Source organism: Streptomyces muensis (assembly GCF_021474425.1).
Taxonomy (GTDB): Bacteria; Actinomycetota; Actinomycetes; order Streptomycetales; family Streptomycetaceae; genus Streptomyces; species Streptomyces muensis.
On sequence record NZ_JAKEIP010000021.1, the window covers coordinates 39,444 to 59,139 of the forward strand.

At 70.3% G+C, this 19,696-nt stretch carries 18 protein-coding genes and 1 tRNA gene; 10 read left to right on the forward strand and 9 right to left on the reverse strand.

From position 1 onward, the window contains the following. Positions 1 to 172 precede the first annotated feature (172 nt). The 3 genes from L0P92_RS08720 to L0P92_RS08730 all read right to left on the reverse strand — a co-directional run bounded on the left by L0P92_RS08720 (position 173) and on the right by L0P92_RS08730 (position 3,724). Complete coding sequence (locus tag L0P92_RS08720) at positions 173 to 2,254, reverse strand: MDR family MFS transporter (RefSeq protein WP_234761935.1); 2,082 nt, start codon at positions 2,252 to 2,254, stop codon at positions 173 to 175. Positions 2,255 to 2,354: 100 nt separating this feature from the next. Next, on the reverse strand, positions 2,355 to 3,128 hold the full coding sequence (gene cobF, locus L0P92_RS08725; RefSeq protein ID WP_234761936.1) for a precorrin-6A synthase (deacetylating): 774 nt from the start codon (positions 3,126 to 3,128) through the stop codon (positions 2,355 to 2,357). Between the two features lie 74 nt (positions 3,129 to 3,202). Further along, positions 3,203 to 3,724: a DUF309 domain-containing protein gene (locus L0P92_RS08730; RefSeq protein ID WP_234761937.1), complete on the reverse strand. Its 522-nt coding sequence runs from the start codon at positions 3,722 to 3,724 to the stop codon at positions 3,203 to 3,205. Between the two features lie 124 nt (positions 3,725 to 3,848). Here L0P92_RS08730 and L0P92_RS08735 point away from each other — a divergent pair. The 5 genes from L0P92_RS08735 to L0P92_RS08755 all read left to right on the forward strand — a co-directional run bounded on the left by L0P92_RS08735 (position 3,849) and on the right by L0P92_RS08755 (position 7,375). Then, positions 3,849 to 3,922: transfer RNA gene (locus L0P92_RS08735), tRNA-Pro, on the forward strand. Between the two features lie 87 nt (positions 3,923 to 4,009). Beyond that, a complete protein-coding gene (locus L0P92_RS08740) occupies positions 4,010 to 4,708 on the forward strand; it encodes a hypothetical protein (protein ID WP_234761938.1) in 699 nt (232 codons plus the stop codon). Between the two features lie 54 nt (positions 4,709 to 4,762). Then, on the forward strand, positions 4,763 to 5,431 hold the full coding sequence (locus L0P92_RS08745) for an NUDIX domain-containing protein (protein ID WP_234761939.1): 669 nt from the start codon (positions 4,763 to 4,765) through the stop codon (positions 5,429 to 5,431). 94 nt (positions 5,432 to 5,525) lie between these two features. Continuing rightward, positions 5,526 to 6,509, forward strand: coding sequence for an aldo/keto reductase (locus L0P92_RS08750; protein ID WP_234761940.1), 984 nt, complete (start codon positions 5,526 to 5,528; stop codon positions 6,507 to 6,509). A 62-nt stretch (positions 6,510 to 6,571) separates the two neighbouring features. Continuing rightward, on the forward strand, positions 6,572 to 7,375 hold the full coding sequence (locus tag L0P92_RS08755; RefSeq protein WP_234761941.1) for a DUF427 domain-containing protein: 804 nt from the start codon (positions 6,572 to 6,574) through the stop codon (positions 7,373 to 7,375). Here L0P92_RS08755 and L0P92_RS08760 read toward each other — a convergent pair. The 6 genes from L0P92_RS08760 to iolC are packed head-to-tail and all read right to left on the reverse strand — an operon-like array spanning position 7,365 to position 14,393. Beyond that, entirely contained in the window at positions 7,365 to 8,150 is a 786-nt protein-coding gene (locus tag L0P92_RS08760) for a GntR family transcriptional regulator (RefSeq protein WP_234761942.1), read from the reverse strand. The two genes, L0P92_RS08755 and L0P92_RS08760, sit on opposite strands and share 11 nt — an antisense overlap. 22 nt (positions 8,151 to 8,172) lie before the next feature. Then, positions 8,173 to 9,666: a CoA-acylating methylmalonate-semialdehyde dehydrogenase gene (locus tag L0P92_RS08765; protein ID WP_234761943.1), complete on the reverse strand. Its 1,494-nt coding sequence runs from the start codon at positions 9,664 to 9,666 to the stop codon at positions 8,173 to 8,175. A gap of 55 nt (positions 9,667 to 9,721) precedes the next feature. Beyond that, positions 9,722 to 11,599, reverse strand: a complete 1,878-nt coding sequence (gene iolD / locus L0P92_RS08770; RefSeq protein ID WP_234761944.1) for a 3D-(3,5/4)-trihydroxycyclohexane-1,2-dione acylhydrolase (decyclizing) — start codon at positions 11,597 to 11,599, stop codon at positions 9,722 to 9,724. Between the two features lie 8 nt (positions 11,600 to 11,607). After that, positions 11,608 to 12,495 (reverse strand): 5-deoxy-glucuronate isomerase, encoded by an 888-nt coding sequence (gene iolB, locus L0P92_RS08775; protein WP_234761945.1) that lies wholly within the window; start codon positions 12,493 to 12,495, stop codon positions 11,608 to 11,610. 25 nt (positions 12,496 to 12,520) lie between these two features. Beyond that, complete coding sequence (locus tag L0P92_RS08780; protein WP_234761946.1) at positions 12,521 to 13,399, reverse strand: Cgl0159 family (beta/alpha)8-fold protein; 879 nt, start codon at positions 13,397 to 13,399, stop codon at positions 12,521 to 12,523. Positions 13,400 to 13,433: 34 nt separating this feature from the next. Then, a complete protein-coding gene (gene iolC / locus L0P92_RS08785; protein WP_234761947.1) occupies positions 13,434 to 14,393 on the reverse strand; it encodes a 5-dehydro-2-deoxygluconokinase in 960 nt (319 codons plus the stop codon). 299 nt (positions 14,394 to 14,692) lie between these two features. Between iolC and L0P92_RS08790 the strand changes: the two genes are divergently transcribed. The 5 genes from L0P92_RS08790 to L0P92_RS08810 are packed head-to-tail and all read left to right on the forward strand — an operon-like array spanning position 14,693 to position 19,668. Continuing rightward, positions 14,693 to 15,709 (forward strand): sugar ABC transporter substrate-binding protein, encoded by a 1,017-nt coding sequence (locus tag L0P92_RS08790; RefSeq protein WP_234761948.1) that lies wholly within the window; start codon positions 14,693 to 14,695, stop codon positions 15,707 to 15,709. Between the two features lie 5 nt (positions 15,710 to 15,714). Further along, positions 15,715 to 16,788: an ABC transporter permease gene (locus tag L0P92_RS08795; RefSeq protein WP_234761949.1), complete on the forward strand. Its 1,074-nt coding sequence runs from the start codon at positions 15,715 to 15,717 to the stop codon at positions 16,786 to 16,788. A gap of 5 nt (positions 16,789 to 16,793) precedes the next feature. Next, positions 16,794 to 17,702 (forward strand): ATP-binding cassette domain-containing protein, encoded by a 909-nt coding sequence (locus L0P92_RS08800; protein WP_234761950.1) that lies wholly within the window; start codon positions 16,794 to 16,796, stop codon positions 17,700 to 17,702. Between the two features lies 1 nt (position 17,703). Beyond that, complete coding sequence (locus tag L0P92_RS08805; protein WP_234761951.1) at positions 17,704 to 18,606, forward strand: sugar phosphate isomerase/epimerase family protein; 903 nt, start codon at positions 17,704 to 17,706, stop codon at positions 18,604 to 18,606. Between the two features lie 36 nt (positions 18,607 to 18,642). Then, entirely contained in the window at positions 18,643 to 19,668 is a 1,026-nt protein-coding gene (locus L0P92_RS08810; RefSeq protein WP_234761952.1) for a Gfo/Idh/MocA family protein, read from the forward strand. Positions 19,669 to 19,696: the final 28 nt, after the last annotated feature.

Here is a 19,696-nt window from a genome sequence, read left to right on the forward strand (position 1 = left end):
TCGTCGAGCCGTGCGCGGCGATGCTAGGGAGGGACGGGGGTGGGGAACCACGGTCTGATCGTTGTGTTCATAGTGTTCGCGGGCCGTGGCCAAGGCCACCCGGCACGCCAGGGCCGCCCGGCACGCCAGGGCCGCCCGGTACCGCCCGGTACGGCGGCGCCGCGCGTTCGCTTCAGCTCCGCTCGCTCAACGCCGGCACCTTCGCCCGCTCCGGCAGCCCGTTGCTCAGGTCCTCGACCAGGAGGCGCTTGGCGATGGTGTGGACGGCGGCGCGCAGATCGGTGCCCGGTGGGCGGCCGATGTCGTCGTGGACCTGCTGCTCCAGCCAGACGGCCCACGCCTTGCCGATGACCTGGGCCTCGCGGGTGCCCGCCGCCGTGTGGGAGAGGAGCGAACCGTCGCGGGTGAGATAGCCCTCGGCGACCATCCGGTCGAAGACCGGCAGCAGGACCTCCGGGGGCATGTGGCGTCGGGCCGCGATCAGGCCGAGGCTCGCGTGGCCGACCAGGCGGGTCAGCAGCTCGACCTGCATCACCGCCCAGGCGCCGGCCACGTCGAGGCGGGTGTCGGAGTCCGCGATGATCCGGCGTCCGGTGTCGGGTCCGGCCCGGCCGATGATCTTGCCGACGGACGCCTCCAGCACCCGCTGGGCGTTGGCGTCGTGCGGCGAGGCGAAGCCCTCGCCCATGTCGGTGGACGCCATGCGCGCACTGTCGCGCAACGGGACCTGCTTGAGGAACAGCGCGACCACGAAGCCGACGGCCGCGACCGGCACCGTCCACAGGAAGACGGTCTGGAGCGTGTCCGTGTACGCCGCGACGATCGGGGCGGCGGTCTCGGCCGGCAGCCGGTGCAGCCCCTCCGGGCTGGTCGCCGCCCGGCTGAGGGCGGCCGGGTCCAGACCGGTGTCCGTCCGCGCGGCCGCCGCCACGCCGTCGGCGAGCCGGGGTGTGAGCGTGTTGGTGTAGATCGTGCCGAACACGGCCGTGCCGAACGAACTGCCCAGCGTACGGAAGAAGGTGACCCCGGAGGTCGCCGTGCCGAGGTCCGCGTACGCCACGGTGTTCTGCACGGCGATCGTCAGGACCTGCATGCACAGGCCGATACCGGTGCCGAGCACGAACATGTACAGCGACTCCAGCCCCGACCCGGACGACGGCCCCATCAGCGACATCAGATACAGCCCGACCGCCATCACCAGCGAGCCGACGATCGGGAAGACCCGGTACTTTCCGGTCTTGCTGACCACGTTGCCGCTGAACACCGACGCGATGAGCAGCCCGGCCACCATCGGCAGCGTCCGCACCCCGGAGAGCGTGGCCGAGTCGCCGTCGACGTACTGGAGATAGGTCGGCAGGTAGGTCATCGCGCCCAGCATGGCGAAGCCGACGATGAAGCTGAGGACGGAGCAGACCGCGAAGACGGGGTTGGCGAACAGCCGCATCGGGAGCATGGGTTCCGGCGCCCGGGTCTCCGCCCAGCAGAACAGACCCAGCGCCACCGCGCCGCAGACGAAGAGACCGATGATGACGCCGGAGCTCCACGCGTACTCGTTGCCGCCCCAACTCGTCGCCAGGATCAGCGCACTGGCGCCCACCGCGACGAGCGCGATCCCCAGATAGTCGATGACCGGCCGGGCCGCCGACTTCACCACCGGGATCGTCCGGGCGGCCGCCACGACGACCAGGATCGCGATCGGGACGTTGACGTAGAACGCCCAGCGCCAGGTCAGGTGGTCGGTGAACAGGCCTCCGAGCAGCGGTCCGATCACCGTCGCCACACCGAACACCGCGCCGATCGCGCCCTGGTACTTGCCGCGTTCGCGCAGCGGGATGACGTCCGCGATCAACGCCATCGCCGTCACCATCAGACCGCCGGCCCCGACGCCCTGCATCGCCCGCCAGAGGATCAGCAGCGTCATGTTGGAGGCCAGACCGCACAGGAACGAACCCGTGATGAACACGATCGCCGAGACCTGGAAGACCACCTTGCGGCCGAACTGGTCGCCGAACTTGCCGACCAGCACCGTCGCGACGGTCTCCGCGAGCAGATACGACGTCACCACCCACGACATGTGCTCGGCACCGCCCAGGTCCGACACGATCGTCGGCAGCGCCGTCCCCACGATCGTCTGGTCGAGGGCCGCCAGCAGCATCCCCAGCATGATCGTCACGAAGACGACATTGCGCCGACGCCGGTCCAGGACGGGCGGCTGGGAGGCGGCGGACGGGACGGATTCCTCGGCGAGCGTCACGGGGCCACGATCACAGCGGCGGACCGGTGGCGCATGCGGGAGCGGTCCGGCCGGGTGTCGTACGGCCGCGTACGACGGGGGCGCCCTGCGGAGGGCTTGCCTACCTCGCCTTCGGGTTCCGCCGCAGCAGATACGTGTCCATGATCCAGCCCTTGCGCTCCCGAGCCTCGGCGCGCAGCCGCTCGATGCGGGGCGCGGCCTCGGCGATCGGGCCCGAGACGAGGATCTCGTCCGGGGTGCCGATGTAGGCACCCCAGTAGATGTCGACGTCCTGGTCGGCGTACCGCCGGAAGGCCTGCTGGGCGTCGAGCATCACGACCACGTCGTCCACCCCGTCCGGGAACCCCTCGGCCAGGCGCCGCCCGGTGGTGATCTGCACGGGCCGCGCGACCCGGCTCAGCCCCGTCCGATGCCGGGCGACCAGCGCGGAGACACTGCTGATGCCGGGCACGACGTCGTACTCGAACGCCACCGTCCCCCGGTCCAGGACCTCCTCCAGGATCCCGAGCGTGCTGTCGTACAGCGCCGGATCACCCCAGACCAGGAACGCGCCGGCTTGGTCCTCGCCCAGCTCCTCGGCGATCAGCCACTCGTAGACCAGGGCCCGGGCAGCGCGCCAGTCCGCCACGGCACCCGCGTACGCGGCGCCCCCGGCGGACCGGTCCCGCTCGGGATCCCGCGCCTCGACTACACGGTACGACCCCTCCGGCAGATGCGTGTCCAGCATGTCCCGGCGCAGCCTCGTGAGGTCCGACTTCACCTCGCCCTTGTCGAGGACGAAGAACACGTCCGTACTCCGCAGCGCCCTGACGGCCTGGAGAGTCAGCTGCTCGGGGTCGCCGGCCCCGATCCCGATGACATGAATCCTTCGCACGCCCCGAGTCTGCCCCACACCACTGACACCCTCCACGCCCGCCCGCGCACCCGCCAGGCCAGCCGGCGCACCCGCTACCCCCGCCCGCGCAGCCTCGGCGCCCGCTCCCGCGCGTCCACGGCCGCGCCGCTCTCCTCCACGACCCCGGCCAGCTCCCGTGCCCACCCGGCCAGCCCCGCGAGATCCATCCCGTACGGCCGAGGCTGTCCGGCTCCGGCCGCCCACTCCGCCACGGCCCCGGCGCCGCGCCGCAGCAGCCTCGCCCCGCCCGTCACATTGCCCCGCGCCGAGTGCGTGAGCCCCACCGCCAGCTGGGCCAGCCCGCGCCACAGGGCCCGCTCCTCCTCCGGACCCGACTTCCAGGCATCCTCGAAGACCTCGTGCGCATGGAAGGGCTTCCCCGCGTCCAGCAGCTCCTGCGCCTCGGCGACGCTCTCGTCCGGGGTGCGCAGGACCCCCTCGGGCTGGCGCTCGACGCCGGCCGCGCCGTACGGCAGTGGGCGCCCGAGGCCGTCCCGGGGTCGCGCGTTGCGTGCCCGGCCCTCGCTGTCGCGGTCCCGTGCTTCGGTCTGCCGTCCTGACGATGTGCTGCCCATACACCGATTGTCCATCGCCTCGTCCGTCGCCCCGTCCCCGCGTCGGACGCCGCCTTCGGCGCGGTCGCCGGCGTGAGGTAAAGTGCTGTTCGCGCGATCACGCGGTTCACCGCGAGAGTCGCACCGGGACGTGGCGCAGCTTGGTAGCGCACTTGACTGGGGGTCAAGGGGTCGCAGGTTCAAATCCTGTCGTCCCGACAGTTCGGTGGACTGTCATCGCAGATCAGGGCCTTGTTCCACTTCGGTGGGACGAGGCCCTCGGTCTTGGTACGGGCGGGGGGCTCGATGCGAACGATTCCTTTGGCGACGGCGCTGGCGTGTCTGCTCACCGGAGTGGCGCTCACCGGGTGCGGGGCGGGCGGCGGCAGCGCCGAGAAGTCCGCTGCGGACCTGCTCGACGAGGCCAACGACACGATGAGCGCACTGCGCTTCGTGACCATCGAGATGAGCAACACCCCGGACGGCGACCCCGACGGCACGGTCACCTCGCGCCTGCGGACCGATCTGAAGGACCGGTGCACGGCGAAGACCACCTTCGCCGAGAACGGCAGCCTCGAACAGATCAGGATCGGCGAGACCGACTACGTCCGCCCGGACGAGACGTACCTGGAGAAGTGGAGCGGCAGGCCGGTCGCCGACGTGCGGCCGAAGCAGTGGGCGAAGGTGCCCGCCTCGGAGGCGCGGCCCGGCGAAGGACTGGCCGCGTGCACCTGGACGTTCGAGTCGTTCGGCACGGCGAAGAAGGGGGCGGCGACCCGCGTCGGCGACCGGGAGGCCATCGCCGTGCACGTCACCGACAAGGCGGACACGGAAGGGACGTACACCTTCTACGTGGCCACCGAGGGCAAGCCGTACCTGCTCAAGACCGTCTACAAGGGCGGCGGGAACGTCACCACCACGTCGTTCAGCGCCTTCGACGAACCCGTGGACGTCCGGCCGCCCGCGGCGGAGCAGGTGGTGGACAAGGCCGACATCGAGGACTGAAGGATGGTAGAAGCGGGCCATGACCAACTCGCCCAACCATCCGGCCGGTGACCGATGACCGCCGGCATCGACACCCCCGACCGCCGTGGCCGCACCGGACTCGACCAGGCGGGACGGGACCTGACCGGCAACCCGCGCGTCAAGGTGCGGGATGTGAGACTCCTGTCCAGCCACTGGTACGTCGAGCGTGCCACGACCTTCGACTTCCAGCATGCCGACGGCACCTGGAGCACCCAGCAGCGCGAGACGCACGACCGGGGCAACGGGGCCACCATGCTGCTGTACGACACCGAACGCGAAACCGTGCTGCTGACCAGGCAGTTCCGCTTCCCGGTGTATGTCAACGGCCATCCCGACGGCATGCTCGTCGAGACCCCTGGCGGGCTCCTCGACGACGATGACGAGCACCCGGAGATCGCGGTGCGGCGCGAGGTGGTGGAGGAGACCGGGCACACCATCGGCGAGGTCCGGCACGTCTTCGACGTCTATATGAGCCCGGGCTCGGTCACCGAACGCGTCAGCTTCTTCGCCGCCGCCTACGGCCCCTCGACCCGCACCCACGAGGGCGGGGGTCTGGACGAGGAGGGCGAGGACATCGAGATCGTCGAACTGCCCTTCCGCCGGGCCCTGGAGATGATCCGCACCGGGGAGATCGCCGACGCCAAGACGATCATGCTGCTGCAATGGGCGGCACTGGACGGCCCGTTCGCGCCGCATGCGTGATCGCGCCGTGAACTCCCTTGACTTGAAGTGCGCTTGAAGATGAAGACTCCCGTTCGTGCCCCGAAGGCGGGCGCATGAACGGGAGGCATTCACCATGAAGTACCGCACCATCGGCACCGCCCCGGACACCCGGCGCGAGGTCAGCGTCCTCGCCCTCGGCGCGATGCTGTTCGGCTCACGGACCGACGAGGAGACCTCCTTCGCCGTACTCGACCGCTATGTCGAGGCCGGCGGAACCTTCATCGACACCTCCGACAACTACGCCTTCTGGGAGGACGGCGGCCAGGGCGGACAGAGCGAGGAACTGCTCGGCCGGTGGCGCCGCAGCCGCGGCATCGGCGACGAGATCGTCATCGCCACCAAACTCGGCGCCCGTCCGCTGGCCCCCGGCACCGGCTACGTCGACAACGCGGAGGGGCTCTCGGCGAAGGTGATCCGCGAGTCCGCCGAGCGCAGCCGCGACCGGCTCGGCGTCGCCAGGCTGGACCTGCTCTACGCCCACATCGAGGACCACAAGGTCCCTCTCCAGGAGACCGTCGAGGGGTTCGCCGAGTTGGTCGCCGAGGGGACCGTCGGCCTCCTCGGTGCCAGCAACCACGCGATGTGGCGGGTGGAGCGGGCCCGCGCCCTCGCCGCCGCGGCCGGACTGCCCGGCTACGAGGTGCTCCAGTACGCGCACAGCCATCTGCGGCCCCGCCTCGACGTCTCCGAGGGTCTGTTCCCGGACGGCAGCCTCGGCCACGCCGGCCCCGACCTGCTGAGCTATCTGCGTGCCGAGCCCGGCCTGGCCCTGGTCGCCTACTCGCCGCTGCTCAAGGGCGCGTACACCCACCCCGACCGGCTGCCGGCGGACTTCGACCACCCCGGCACCCCGGCCCGCCTCAAGGTGCTGCGCGAGGTCGCCCGGGAGACCGGCGCCACCGTCAACCAGGTCGTCCTGGCCTGGCAGATCGGCGCCGATCTGCCGATCCTCCCGCTGGTCGGGGCGTCGTCCGTGGCCCAGCTGGAGGAGAGCCTGGCCGCCGTGGACCTGGAGCTGACCGCCGACCAGCGCGCCCGGCTCGACGCGGCCCACTGACCGAACGGCCCGCCGAAGACTCCCGGAGTACGCTCCGAAGAGGAGCCGAAGGAGAGTGGGCCATGCCTCTGTTCGCCAACGAGCGCAACGTCCGTACGACCCCCGAAGGCCTCCTGTGGGAGCCCAGCGAGCGCTGGGTGCGAGGCCGCAAGGGCGATGTCACCGTCGTCGACAGCCGGCACCCCGTCCTGGTCTGGGAACCCGATCTGCCCGTCCCCTGCTACGCGTTCCCGCGCGAGGAGGTCCGCACGGACCTCCTCCGCCCGGCCAAGAACCCGACACCGGGCAGGCACACCGGGTCGCAGGTCTTCTACGACCTGGAAGTCGACGGCGAGCTGGTGGAGAACGCGGCATGGACCTTCCCGGCCGCCGACCTCGCCGGGCACATCTCCTTCGAGTGGTTCCGGCGCTGGGGAACCGGGCTCGACCACTGGTACGAGGAGGAGGAAGAGATCTTCGTCCACCCGCGCGACCCGCACAAACGGGTGGACGCCATGCCCAGCAGTCGTCATGTCCAGGTCGAGATCGAGGGCACCGTCGTCGCGGACACCCTGCGCCCGGTGCTGCTGTTCGAGACGGGGCTGCCGACGCGGTACTACATGCCCCGCGACGACGTCCGCCTCGACCTGTTCGAGCCCACCGACCACCACACGGGCTGCCCGTACAAGGGCACGGCCCAGTACTGGAACTGGCGCGGCGAGGGCGAGGTCCCGCGGAACATCGTCTGGAGCTACGCCGAGCCACTCGCCGCCGTGGCCCCCGTCAAGGGGCTCGTGGCCTTCTACAACGAGGCCGTGGAGATCACCGTGGACGGGCAGCGCCTGGAGCGGCCCGTCACCCCGTTCACGGCGAGCCTCAAGGCCTGACCAGCAGCTGGAAGTCGAACGCGTACCGGGACGCGCGATAGATGTGCGTCCCGTACTCGACCGGCCGGCCCGTGTCGTCGTACGCCGTGCGCTGCATGGTCAGCAGCGCGGCGCCCTCCTTCTCGTCGAGGCGTCCGGCCTCCTCGGCGGTGGCGCAGCGGGCGCCGACGGTCTGACGGGCGCTGTGCAGGGTGATGCCGACCGCGCGCATCATCCGGTACAGGCCGGTCGACTCCAGCCGGGCCGTGTCGAGGTCGAGCAGGCTCGCGGGCAGGTAGTTGCAGAGGATGGCGACCGGCTGGCCGTGGGTGCAGCGCAGCCGCTCCAGCAGGGTGACCTCCGCGCCCTCCGCGATGCCGAGAGCCGCGGCGACGTCGGCGGTCGCGGGGACGCGCTCGTTGCGGACGACCTCGGTGGTCGGGCCCTGCCCGGCCGCCTCCAGGTCGTCGTACAGGCTGCTGAGCTCCAGCGGGCGCTTCACCTGGCTGTGCACCACCTGGGTGCCCACCCCGCGCCGCCGGACCAGCAGCCCCTTGTCGACCAGCGACTGGATGGCCTGTCGGACGGTGGGCCGGGACAGGCCAAGGCGCACCGACAGGTCGACCTCGTTGCCCAGGAGGTTGCCCGGGGCGAGGACCCCGTGCTCGATCGCCGCCTCCAGCTGCTGGGCGAGCTGGTAGTACAGCGGCACGGGACTGCCCCGGTCCAGGGCGAAGTCCAGCGAGTCCAGCGCGGACGTGGACGCGGCGCGTGCGGAACCGCGGGTCTTCGCCATGGGACGAACCTCCCTGTCAGGGTCAGGAGTTGCTGGGGAATCCGAGGTTGATGCCACCGTCGGACGGGTCCGGCCAGCGGGTGGTGATCACCTTGCCCTGGGTGTAGAAGGCGATGCCGTCGTTGCCGTAGATGTGCAGGTCACCGAAGAGCGAGTCCTTCCAGCCACCGAAGGAGTGGTAGCCGACCGGCACCGGGATCGGCACGTTCACGCCGACCATGCCCGCCTTGACCTCCAGCTGGAAGCGGCGGGCGGCGCCGCCGTCCCGGGTGAAGATCGCGGTGCCGTTGCCCCAGCGGGAGGCGTTGATCAGGTTGATGGCCTCCTCGTACGTCTCCGCACGCACCACCGCCAGCACCGGACCGAAGATCTCGTCCCGGTACGCGTCCGCCGTCAGCGGCACCCGGTCCAGCAGCGAGACACCGAGGAAGAAGCCGTCCTCGTGGCCCTCGACCGAGTAGCCGGTGCCGTCGACGACGACCTCGGCGCCCTGCTCGGCGGCCGACGCCACGTAGGACGCCACCTTGTCGCGGTGCTCGCGCGTGATCAGCGGGCCCATCTCGGACGTCGGGTCGTTGCCGGGGCCGATCTTCAGGTTCTTCGCGCGCTCGGCGATCTTGCCGACCAGATCGTCGCCGGTGTCACCGACGGCGACCACGACCGACACGGCCATGCAGCGCTCGCCCGCCGAACCGTACGCGGCGTTGATCGCCTGGTCGGCGGCGAAGTCCAGGTCGGCGTCGGGCAGGACCAGCATGTGGTTCTTGGCGCCACCGAGAGCCTGCACACGCTTGCCGTGCTCGACCGCCTTGAGCTGGATGTACTTCGCGATCGGCGTGGAGCCGACGAAGGAGACCGCCTCGATGTCCGGGTGCTCCAGGAGCCGGTCCACGGCCACCTTGTCGCCCTGCACGACGTTCAGCACACCCTCCGGCAGCCCGGCCTCGGAGGCCAGTTCGGCGAGCCGGTACGACGCCGACGGGTCCTTCTCGGACGGCTTCAGCACGAAGGTGTTGCCGCACGCGATGGCCAGCGGGAACATCCACATCGGCACCATGGCGGGGAAGTTGAACGGCGTGATGCCGGCGACCACGCCCAGCGGCTGCCGGATCGAGGCCACGTCGACCCGGGTGGACACCTGCGTCGACAGCTCGCCCTTCAGCTGCACGCTGATCCCGCAGGCCAGCTCCACGATCTCCATGCCGCGCGCGACCTCGCCGAGAGCGTCGGAGTGCACCTTGCCGTGCTCGGCGGTGATCAGCTCGGCGATCTCGTCGCGGTGGGCGTCCAGCAGCTCGCGGTACTTGAAGAGGATCGCGGTGCGCTTGGCCAGGGAGGTCTGGCCCCAGCTCTCGAACGCGGCCTTGGCGGAGGCGACGGCGGCGTCCACCTCGTCCACGGTCGCGAACGCGACCTGCTTCTCCTGGGCGCCGGTGGCCGGGTTGTAGACGGGGGCGAAGCGGCCGGAGCCGCCCTCCACGGGCTTGCCGTCTATCCAGTGGGTGATGGTCTTCATGGTGCGAAGGGGCCTTTCGAAAGCGGGGGTGAAGTGCGGGTCGGGTGCGGGGAGTTCAGAGGTGGTGGCGACGGTCGGCGGCGTGCTGGTCGTACCGTGTGCGGGCTTCGACGGCGGCCTCGCGGGAGGAGACCTCGGCCACCGGCACGTCCCACCAGGCCTCGGCGCCCGGCGAGGTCGGGTTGAGGATGTCCGTCTCGACGTACACGCAGGTCGGCCGCTCGGAGGCGCGGGCCGTGGCCAGCGCCTCGCGCAGCTCGCGGACCGTCTTGGCGCGCAGCACGTCCATGCCGAGGCTGGCCGCGTTGGCGGCGAGGTCGACCGGGAGCGGGGCGCCGGTGAAGGTGCCGTCGGCGGCGCGGTAGCGGTAGTCGGTGCCGAAGCGCTCGGCGCCGACCTCGTTCGACAGCCCGCCGATGGAGGCGTAGCCGTGGTTCTGGATCAGGACGATGTTGACCGGCAGGCCCTCCTGGACCGCGGTGACGATCTCCGTCGGCATCATCAGGTACGTGCCGTCGCCGACGAGCGACCACACGGCGACGTCCGGCGCGGCCTGCTGGATGCCGATCCCGGCCGGGATCTCGTAGCCCATGCAGGAGTAGCCGTACTCCAGGTGGTACTGGCGCGGAGAGCGCGAGCGCCACAGCTTGTGCAGGTCACCCGGGAGCGAACCGGCCGCGTTGATCACCACGTCCTCGTCGCCGACGACCGCGTCCAGCGCGCCCAGCACCTGGGTCTGCGTCGGTACGGCGCTCTCGTCGTCGGCGCGGTAGGCGGCCTCGACGACCGCGTCCCAACGCTCCTTGCCGGCGCGGTACTCGGCCTCGTACGTCGCGTCCACCCGGTGGCCGGCCAACTCCTCCGCCAGCTTCTCGAGCCCGGCCCGCGCGTCGCAGACCAGCGTGCGCGCGGCCAGTTTGTGCGCGTCGAAGCCCGTGATGTTGAGGTTCAGGAAGCGCACGTCCGGGTTCTGGAAGAGCGTGCCGGAGGCGGTGGTGAAGTCGGTGTACCTCGTGCCCACGCCGATCACCAGGTCGGCCGTGCGCGCGGTGTCGTCGCTGACCGAGGTGCCGGTGTGGCCGATGCCACCGAGGTCGGCGGGGTGGTCGTACCGCAGCGAGCCCTTGCCCGCCTGGGTGGAGGAGACCGGGATGCCGGTGGCCTCGACGAAGGCCTTCAGCGCCGCCTCGGCCTCGCTGTGGTGGACGCCGCCGCCCGCGACGATCAACGGGCGCTCGGCGGTCCGGATCGCCTCGACGGCCGCGGTCAGCTCGACCGGGTCGGGCGCGGGGCGCCGTACGTACCAGACGCGCTCGGCGAAGAACTCCTGAGGCCAGTCGTACGCCTCCGCCTGCACGTCCTGGGGGAGGGCCAGCGTCACCGCGCCGGTCTCGGCGGGGTCGGCGAGGACGCGCATGGCGTTCAGCGCGGACGGGATGAGGGCCTCGGGGCGGGTGATCCGGTCGAAGTAGCGGGAGACCGGGCGCAGGGTGTCGTTGACCGACACGTCCGCCTCGGTGGGGTGCTCCAGCTGCTGGAGCAGGGGGTCCGGGGCGTGCGAGGCGAAGTAGTCGCCGGGGAGGAGCAGGACCGGGAGGCGGTTGATGGTGGCCAGGGCGGCGCCGGTGACGAGGTTGGTCGCGCCCGGGCCGATCGACGTCGTCACGGCCTGCGCGGAGAGGCGGTTGAGCTGCCGGGCGTAGCCGACGGCCGCGTGCACCATGGACTGCTCGTTGCGGCCCTGGTGGTACGGCATGACGTCCTCGCCCGCCTGGAGGAGGGCCTGACCGAGGCCGGCGACGTTGCCGTGGCCGAAGATGCCCCAGGTCCCGGCGACCAGCCGGTGCCGTACGCCGTCGCGCTCGGTGTACTGGACGGACAGGAACCGCACCAGCGCCTGGGCGACGGTCAGGCGGACGGTGGATGGGCTCATCGGGGACCTCACTGGGACGGAGCGGTGTAGAGGGGCAGACGGGGGTCGACGGGCTGGTCGGGCCAGGTGCCGCGGATCCAGGCGTGGTCGGGGTGGTCGCAGATCAGCCAGGCGCGCTCGGCCTCGGGGCCCGCCATGACGTTGAGGTAGTACATGTGGTGGCCGGGCACCGCCATGGAGGGCCCGTGCCAGCCGTCGGGGATCAGCACGACGTCGCCGCCGCGCACCTCGGCCAGCACGTCGGTGTTCCGGCCGTGACCGGACGGGGAGACGCGCTGGTAGCCGAGGCCGGGCGTGCCCTCGTGGTCGGCGAACTCGAAGTAGTAGATCTCCTCCAGCACCGACTCCTCGCCGGGGCGGTGCTCGTCGTGCTTGTGCGGCGGGAACGACGACCAGTTGCCGCCAGGGGTGATGACCTCGACCGCGATCAGCTTGTCGCACTCGAAGACGCCGGCCGCGCCGAAGTTGTTCACCTGGCGGGAGGAGTTGCCCGTGCCGCGCAGCTCCACCGGCACCGAGGACGCCGGGCCGTAGCGGGCGGGCAGTCGCCGGGTGCAGCGCGCGCCGGTCAGCGCGAACCGGCCGCCGCCGGTGGACGAGACGGTCGTACGGGCGTCGCGCGGGACGTAGGCGAAGTCGCTGACGCCGCTGAACACGCTGTCCCGGCCGGTGATGCGGAAGGTGTCATGGCCGAAGTCGTCCGTCGACTCGACCGTGCAGCCGCCGCTCAGGGACAGCACGATCCACTCGCTGTCGCCGGTCTCGAAGCTGTGCGAGCCGCCGGGCGGCAGCTCCAGGATCTTCAGGCTGGAGTAGCCCCAGCCGGCCTTCTCGGGCGTGACGTCCACGACGTAGGGGCCGCCGAGCGCCTTTCCCGCGGGAAGGTGATACGTCATCGTCTCTCTCCGCCTCGCAATCCGGTCACAACAGGCCGACGGCCGTGTCCACCGCCGTCTCCACGCTGCCCTCGGCCGGGTAGAGCAGCGAGCGGCCGACGACCATGCCCTGGACGGTGGGGAGCCTGAGCGCCTTGCGCCAGCGCTCGTACGCGCCCTCCTGGTCGCCCCCGACCTCACCGCCCAGCAGGACGACGGGGAGCGTGGACGTCTCAAGAACTTCCGCCATGTCGTCCGGGTCATGGGTGACGGGCAGTTTCAGCCAGGTGTAGGCCGAGGTGCCGCCGAGGCCCGACGCGATGGCGATCGACCTGGTGACGGCCTCGGCGGACAGGTCGTTGCGCACCTGGCCGTCGATCCGCCGGGAGATGAACGGCTCGACGAACAGCGGAAGTCGCAGTGCGGCCATGTCGTCGATGGCGCGGGCCGTGGTCTCCAGGGTGGTCAGCGAGCCCGGGTCGTCGTAGTCGATGCGCACCAGCAGCTTGCCGGCGTCGAAGCGGAGCCGGGCCATGTCCTCGGCGCGGTGGCCGGTGAAGCGGTCGTCCATCTCGAAGGAGGCTCCGGCCAGGCCGCCGCGGTTCATGGAGCCCATGACAACCTTGTCGTCGAGGACGCCGAGCAGCAGCAGATCCTCCAGGATGTCCGCGGTGGCCAGGACCCCGTCGACGCCGGGCCGGGACAGCGCTATGCAGAGACGTTCCAGCAGATCGGCCCGGTTGGCCATGGCGAGCCGGTGCCCGCCGACGCCCAGGGCGCCGCGGGCCGGGTGGTCGGCGGCCACGATCATCAGGCGGCCGCTGTCGCCGATCAGCGGGCGGCGCACTCTGCGGGCGGCGGCCTCGGCGATGGCCTCGGGGTTCCGGGCTCTGACCGCGGTGAGGTCGGGGATGCTGATGCTCAAGGAAAGCTCCGTTCGGGGGTGGCTCGGTGGGCCGTCACGACGCCTGGGCGAGGAGGTCCTCGACCTCGGACTCGGTGGGCATCGCGGAGGAGCAGGCGAGGCGGGAGGCGACGAGGGCGCCTGCGGCGTTGGCGTACCGCATGATCTTCGCCAGGTCCCAGCCGGCCAGCAGGCCGTGGACCAGCGAGCCGCCGAAGGCGTCGCCCGCGCCGAGGCCGTTGGCCACCTCGACCGGCACCGGCGGCACCTCGGCCTCGCTGCCGTCGCGATGCACCGCCAGCACGCCCTTGGGGCCCTGCTTGACGACCGCCAGCTCCACGCCGGCCGCCAGCAGCGCCTCCGCGCAGGCGCGGGGCTCACGGACCCCGGTGGCGACCTCGCACTCGTCGAGGTTGCCGACCGCGACCGTGGCATGCCGCAGCGCCTCGGCGTAGTACGGGCGGGCCTGGTCCGGGTCGTGCCAGAACATGGGGCGCCAGTCGAGGTCGAAGACCGTGGTGCCCGCCTTGTCGCGCGCCTTGAGGGCGGCGAGGGTGGCGGAGCGGCTCGGCTCCTCGCTCAGACCGGTGCCGGTGATCCAGAAGACACGCGCCGAGCGGATCGCCCAGTAGTCCAGCTCGTCGGAGTGTATCTCCAGGTCAGGGGCCTTAGGCTGCCGGTAGAAGTACAGCGGGAAGTCGTCCGGCGGGAAGATCTCGCAGAACGTCACCGGCGTCGGATAGGCCGCGACCGGCGTCACCCAGCGGTCGTCGACGCCGAAGTCCTTCAGGGCCTCGTGCAGATACGCGCCGAACGGGTCGTCGCCGGTGCGCGTGATCACGGCGGTGTCCCGGCCGAGCCGGGCGGCGGCCACGGCGACGTTCGCGGCGGAGCCTCCGAGGAATTTGCCGAACGTCTCCACCTGCGTCAGAGGTAGGCCAGACTGCAGGGGGTAGAGATCGACTCCTATTCTTCCCATCGTGATCAAGTCGAAGGACTTGGCTGACTCGGCCATGCGCGACGCTCCTAGAGCTGGACAGGGGTTGCGGGTCCCAGCGGGCCTGCCGCCTCCCAGGTGTAGGTCGTGGAGGCCGACGCTGTCAATAGTTTGTACTTACATTCGGACCTGAACGTGAAATGATGTCTTAACAAAGTATTGACAGCGGGCGCATCTAGGGATTGGATCCCGTCCCAGCGAACCGCAGTGGTTCCACGGCACACGACCCGGACTTTCCCAAGGTCCGGGCCACGGATCCAGTGATCATCCCTTTCCCCCCCGTCGCACACCCCGTCGCACAGTGAGGTGCTGGAAAGATGGACCGCTACACCCCCCGCTCCCGCAAGCTGGCCCCTATGGTGGCCGTGGCTGCCGCGGCAGCGCTGACCCTCGCAGGCTGCTCCAGCAGCTCTGGTGGCAAGCAGGCCGAGGAGGGCGGGGAAAACGCTTCTGCGGGCAAGGCCAACACTCCCCGTATGACCGTCGCCCTGGTGACCCACCAGGCGCCCGGTGACACCTTCTGGGACATCGTCCGCAAGGGCGCCGAGGCGGCCGCCGCCAAGGACAACATCAAGTTGGACTACTCCGCCGACCCGAACGCGGGCAACCAGGCCACCCTGGTGCAGACCGCGATCGACAAGAAGGTCGACGGCATCGCGGTCACCCTCGCCAAGCCGGACGCCCTGAAGGACGTCATCGCCAAGGCGAAGGCCGCGAACATCCCCGTCGTCGGCCTCAACTCCGGTGTGAGCGACTGGCAGAAGCTCGGCCTGATGGAGTTCTTCGGCCAGGACGAGACGGTGGCCGGCGAGGCGCTCGGCAAGCGCCTGAACGAGGCCGGCGCCAAGAAGGCCGTCTGCGTCATCCAGGAACAGGGCAACATCGGCCTCACCCAGCGCTGTGACGGCGTGAAGAAGACGTTCGAGGGCACGACCGAGACCCTGAACGTCAACGGCACGGACATGCCGTCCGTGAAGTCCACGATCACCGCCAAGCTCAAGACGGACAGCGACATCGACTACGTCGTCACCCTCGGCGCGCCGTTCGCGATGACGGCCGCTCAGTCCGTGGACGAGACCGGCAGCAAGGCGAAGGTCGCCACCTTCGACCTCAACAAGGAACTGACCGGAGCGATCAGCAAGGGCGACATCGAGTTCGCCGTCGACCAGCAGCCCTACCTCCAGGGCTACCTGGCGATCGACTCCCTCTGGCTCTACAAGAACAACGGCAACTACATGGGCGGCGGCGAGGCACCGGTGCTGACGGGACCTGCCTTCGTCGACAAGACGAATGTCGAGACGATCGACAAGTTCGCCGCGAAGGGCACTCGGTGACGAACATGACGCAACAGGCTGAGCCGGCGGTGACCACACCGCCGGCCCCCGGCCCCGGCAAGGAATCCGACGGGCGGACCCAGCAGCGGCCACTGGCGCTGCGCCTCCTCGCCCGGCCCGAGGTCGGTGTCTTCCTCGGCGCCGTCGCGGTGCTGATCTTCTTCCTCATCACGGCTCCGGCCGTGCGTGACGGCAGCTCGATGGCGAACATCCTGTACCAGTCGTCGACCATCGGGATCATGGCACTGCCGGTCGCGCTGCTGATGATCGGCGGCGAGTTCGACCTGTCGGCCGGTGTCGCGGTGATCACGTCGGCGCTGACGGCCAGCATGACCGCCTACCAGCTCAGCATGAACGTGTGGGTCGGCGTGATCGTCGCCCTGATCGTGTCCCTCGCGATCGGCCTGTTCAACGGCTGGCTGCTGGTCAAGACCGGACTCCCCAGCTTCCTGGTCACCCTCGGCACGTTCCTGATCCTCCAGGGCGTGAACCTCGCGGTCACCAAGCTGATCACCGGCAACGTCGCCACGGACGACATCAGCGACATGGACGGCTTCGACCAGGCCAAGGCGCTGTTCGCCTCGTCCTTCGACGTCGGCGGCGTCAACGTGAAGATCACGGTGGTGTGGTGGCTGGTCTTCGCGGCGCTGGCCACGTGGGTGCTGTTGCGTACCAAGTACGGCAACTGGATCTTCGCGGTCGGCGGCAACAAGGAGTCCTCCCGGGCCGTCGGTGTGCCGGTGACGTTCACCAAGATCTCGCTGTTCATGCTGGTCGGCTTCGGTGCCTGGTTCGTCGGCATGCACCAGCTGTTCTCCTTCAACACCGTGCAGTCCGGCGAGGGCGTCGGGCAGGAGCTCATCTACATCGCCGCGGCCGTGATCGGCGGCTGTCTGCTGACCGGCGGTGCCGGTTCGGCGATCGGCCCGGTCTTCGGTGCCTTCATGTTCGGCATGGTCCAGCAGGGCATCGTCTACGCCGGCTGGAACCCCGACTGGTTCAAGGCCTTCCTCGGCGTGATGCTCCTCGGCGCCGTCCTCATCAATCTGTGGGTCCAGCGCACAGCGACCAGGAGGTGACCAGAATGACCACCGAGAAGACCGGCACACACGGTGCCATCCTCCAGGACAAGGCCCCGGAGAAGGACGCCCCGATCGTCGAACTGCGCGGCGCGGGCAAGGCCTACGGCAACATCCGCGCCCTGCACGGCGTGGACCTGAAGGTGTTCCCCAACCAGGTCACCTGCGTCCTCGGCGACAACGGCGCCGGCAAGTCCACCCTCATCAAGATCATCTCCGGCCTGCACCAGCACACCGAGGGCGAGTTCCTCGTCGACGGCGAAGCGGTCCGCTTCTCCACCCCGCGCGAAGCCCTCGACCGCGGTATCGCGACCGTCTACCAGGACCTCGCCGTGGTCCCGCTGATGCCGGTGTGGCGCAACTTCTTCCTCGGCTCCGAGATGACCAAGGGCCCCTGGCCGCTGCGCCGTCTCGACATCGAGAGGATGAAGAAGACCGCCGACCAGGAACTGCGCAACATGGGCATCGTCCTGGACGACCTGGAACAGCCCATCGGCACCCTCTCCGGCGGACAGCGCCAGTGCGTGGCCATCGCCCGCGCCGTCTACTTCGGCGCCCGCGTCCTCATCCTGGACGAGCCCACCGCCGCCCTCGGCGTCAAGCAGTCCGGCGTGGTCCTGAAGTACATCGCCGCCGCCCGCGAGAAGGGCCTCGGCGTCATCTTCATCACCCACAACCCCCACCACGCCTACATGGTCGGCGACCACTTCAGCGTCCTGCGCCTGGGCACCATGGAGCTGAACGCCTCCCGCGCCGACGTCAGCCTCGAAGAACTCACCAACCACATGGCCGGCGGCACCGAACTCGCCGCGCTCAAGCACGAGCTGAGCCAGGTCCGCGGCGTCGACGTCGAGGAACTCCCCGAAGAGGAAGACCTCACCGCACCCGTGGCGTCCACCGAAGGGAAGTCCTGACATGGCCCCCGCGCTCGACCGAATCCGGGTCGGCTCCGCCCCCGACTCCTGGGGCGTCTGGTTCCCCGACGACCCCGTACAGGTGCCCTGGGAACGCTTCCTCGACGAGGTCTCCGAGGCCGGCTACGACTGGATAGAACTCGGCCCGTACGGCTATCTCCCCACCGACCCGGCCCGCCTCACCGACGAGATCGACAAGCGGAACCTCAAGGTGTCGGCCGGCACGATCTTCACCGGACTGCACCGCGGCCCCTCCGTCTGGGAGTCCACCTGGGAGCACGTCAGCGAGGTCGCCTCGCTCACCCAGGCCATGGGCGCGAAGCACCTGGTGGTCATCCCGTCGTTCTGGCGGGACGACAAGACCGCCGAGATCCTGGAGCCGCCGGAGCTCACCGGCGAGCAGTGGGCCCATCTGACCAAGGGCATGGAGCGCCTCGGTCACGAGGTGAAGGAGCGGTTCGGCCTCGACATCGTCGTGCACCCGCACGCCGACACCCACATCGACACCGAGGCCCACGTCGAGCGCTTCCTCGACTCGACCGACTCCGACCTGGTCAACCTCTGCCTGGACACCGGTCACTACGCCTACTGCGGCGGCGACAGCGTCAAGCTGATCGAGACCTACGGCGAGCGCATCGGCTATCTGCACCTCAAGCAGGTCGACCCGGAGATCCTCGCGGACGTGGTCAAGAACGAGATCCCGTTCGGCCCCGCCGTCCAGCGCGGCGTGATGTGCGAACCCCCGGCGGGCGTACCGGAGTTGGGCCCGGTCCTGACGGCGGCACAGAAGCTCAACGTGGACCTGTTCGCGATCGTCGAGCAGGACATGTACCCCTGCGAGCCGGACAAGCCGCTGCCCATCGCGGTCCGCACCCGTAAGTTCCTGAGGTCCTGCGGCGCCTGACGGCCGCCTGACGACCCGAAAGGACGGCCGATCACCATGACCCAGCGTCCACACACGCTCGGAGTGGCGGTCATCGGTACCGGAAAGATGGGCGCCGACCATGTGCGCCGCGTCCAGGAGGTCACCAGCGGGGCACGGGTGACCGCCGTCGTGGACGTCGACGCGGAACGCGCCAAAGCGGTCGCCGCCCGCGTCGACGGCTGCACCGCCCACACCGACCCGGCCGCCGCGATGGCGGCGGCCGACGTCGACGCGGTGATCGTCGCCTCACCGGGCCCCGCCCACGAGGCGGCCCTCCTCGCCGCCTTCGAGCACGACCTGCCGGTCCTGTGCGAGAAGCCGCTCACACCCGACGCCGCCGCCGCGCTGCGGGTCATGGAGGCCGAGCAGAAGCTCGGTCATCGCCGCGTCCAGGTGGGCTTCATGCGGCGCTACGACGCCGAGTACATGAAGCTCAAGTCCCTCCTGGAGACTGGCCAGTTGGGCCGCCCCCTGATGCTGCACAACCGGCACCGCAACGTCGCCAGCCCGCCCGGCTGGACGTCCGAGATGCTCATCAACGACTCCGTGACCCACGAGATGGACGTGACCCGCTGGCTCCTCGGCCACGAGATCACATCCGTCACCGTGCTCACCCCGACGCCGTCCGGCAACGCGCCGGACGGCATCCGCGACCCGCAGTTCGTCCTCTTCGAGACCGACGGCGGCGCGATCGTCGACGTCGAGATCTACGTCAACTGCGGCTTCGGCTACCAGGTCCAGGCCGAGGTCGTCTGCGAACGCGGCACCGCCCGCGTCGGCGACGGCCACGCCATGGTCACCAACGCGGCCGGCCGCTGGGGCGGCATCATCGCCCAGGACTACATCGAGCGGTTCGCCGACGCCTACGACCGTGAGGTCCAGGCCTGGGTGGACGCCACCCGGCGTGGCGAGATCACCGGCCCCAGCGCGTGGGACGGGTACGCCGTGGCCGCGGTGTGCGAGGCGGGCGTACGGGCGCTGGAGGAGGGCGGCCGGGTCGCGGTGGACCTGGTGGACCGGCCGACGCTGTACCAGGACTGACAAGAACGGCTGGGCGCCGGGGAGTTCG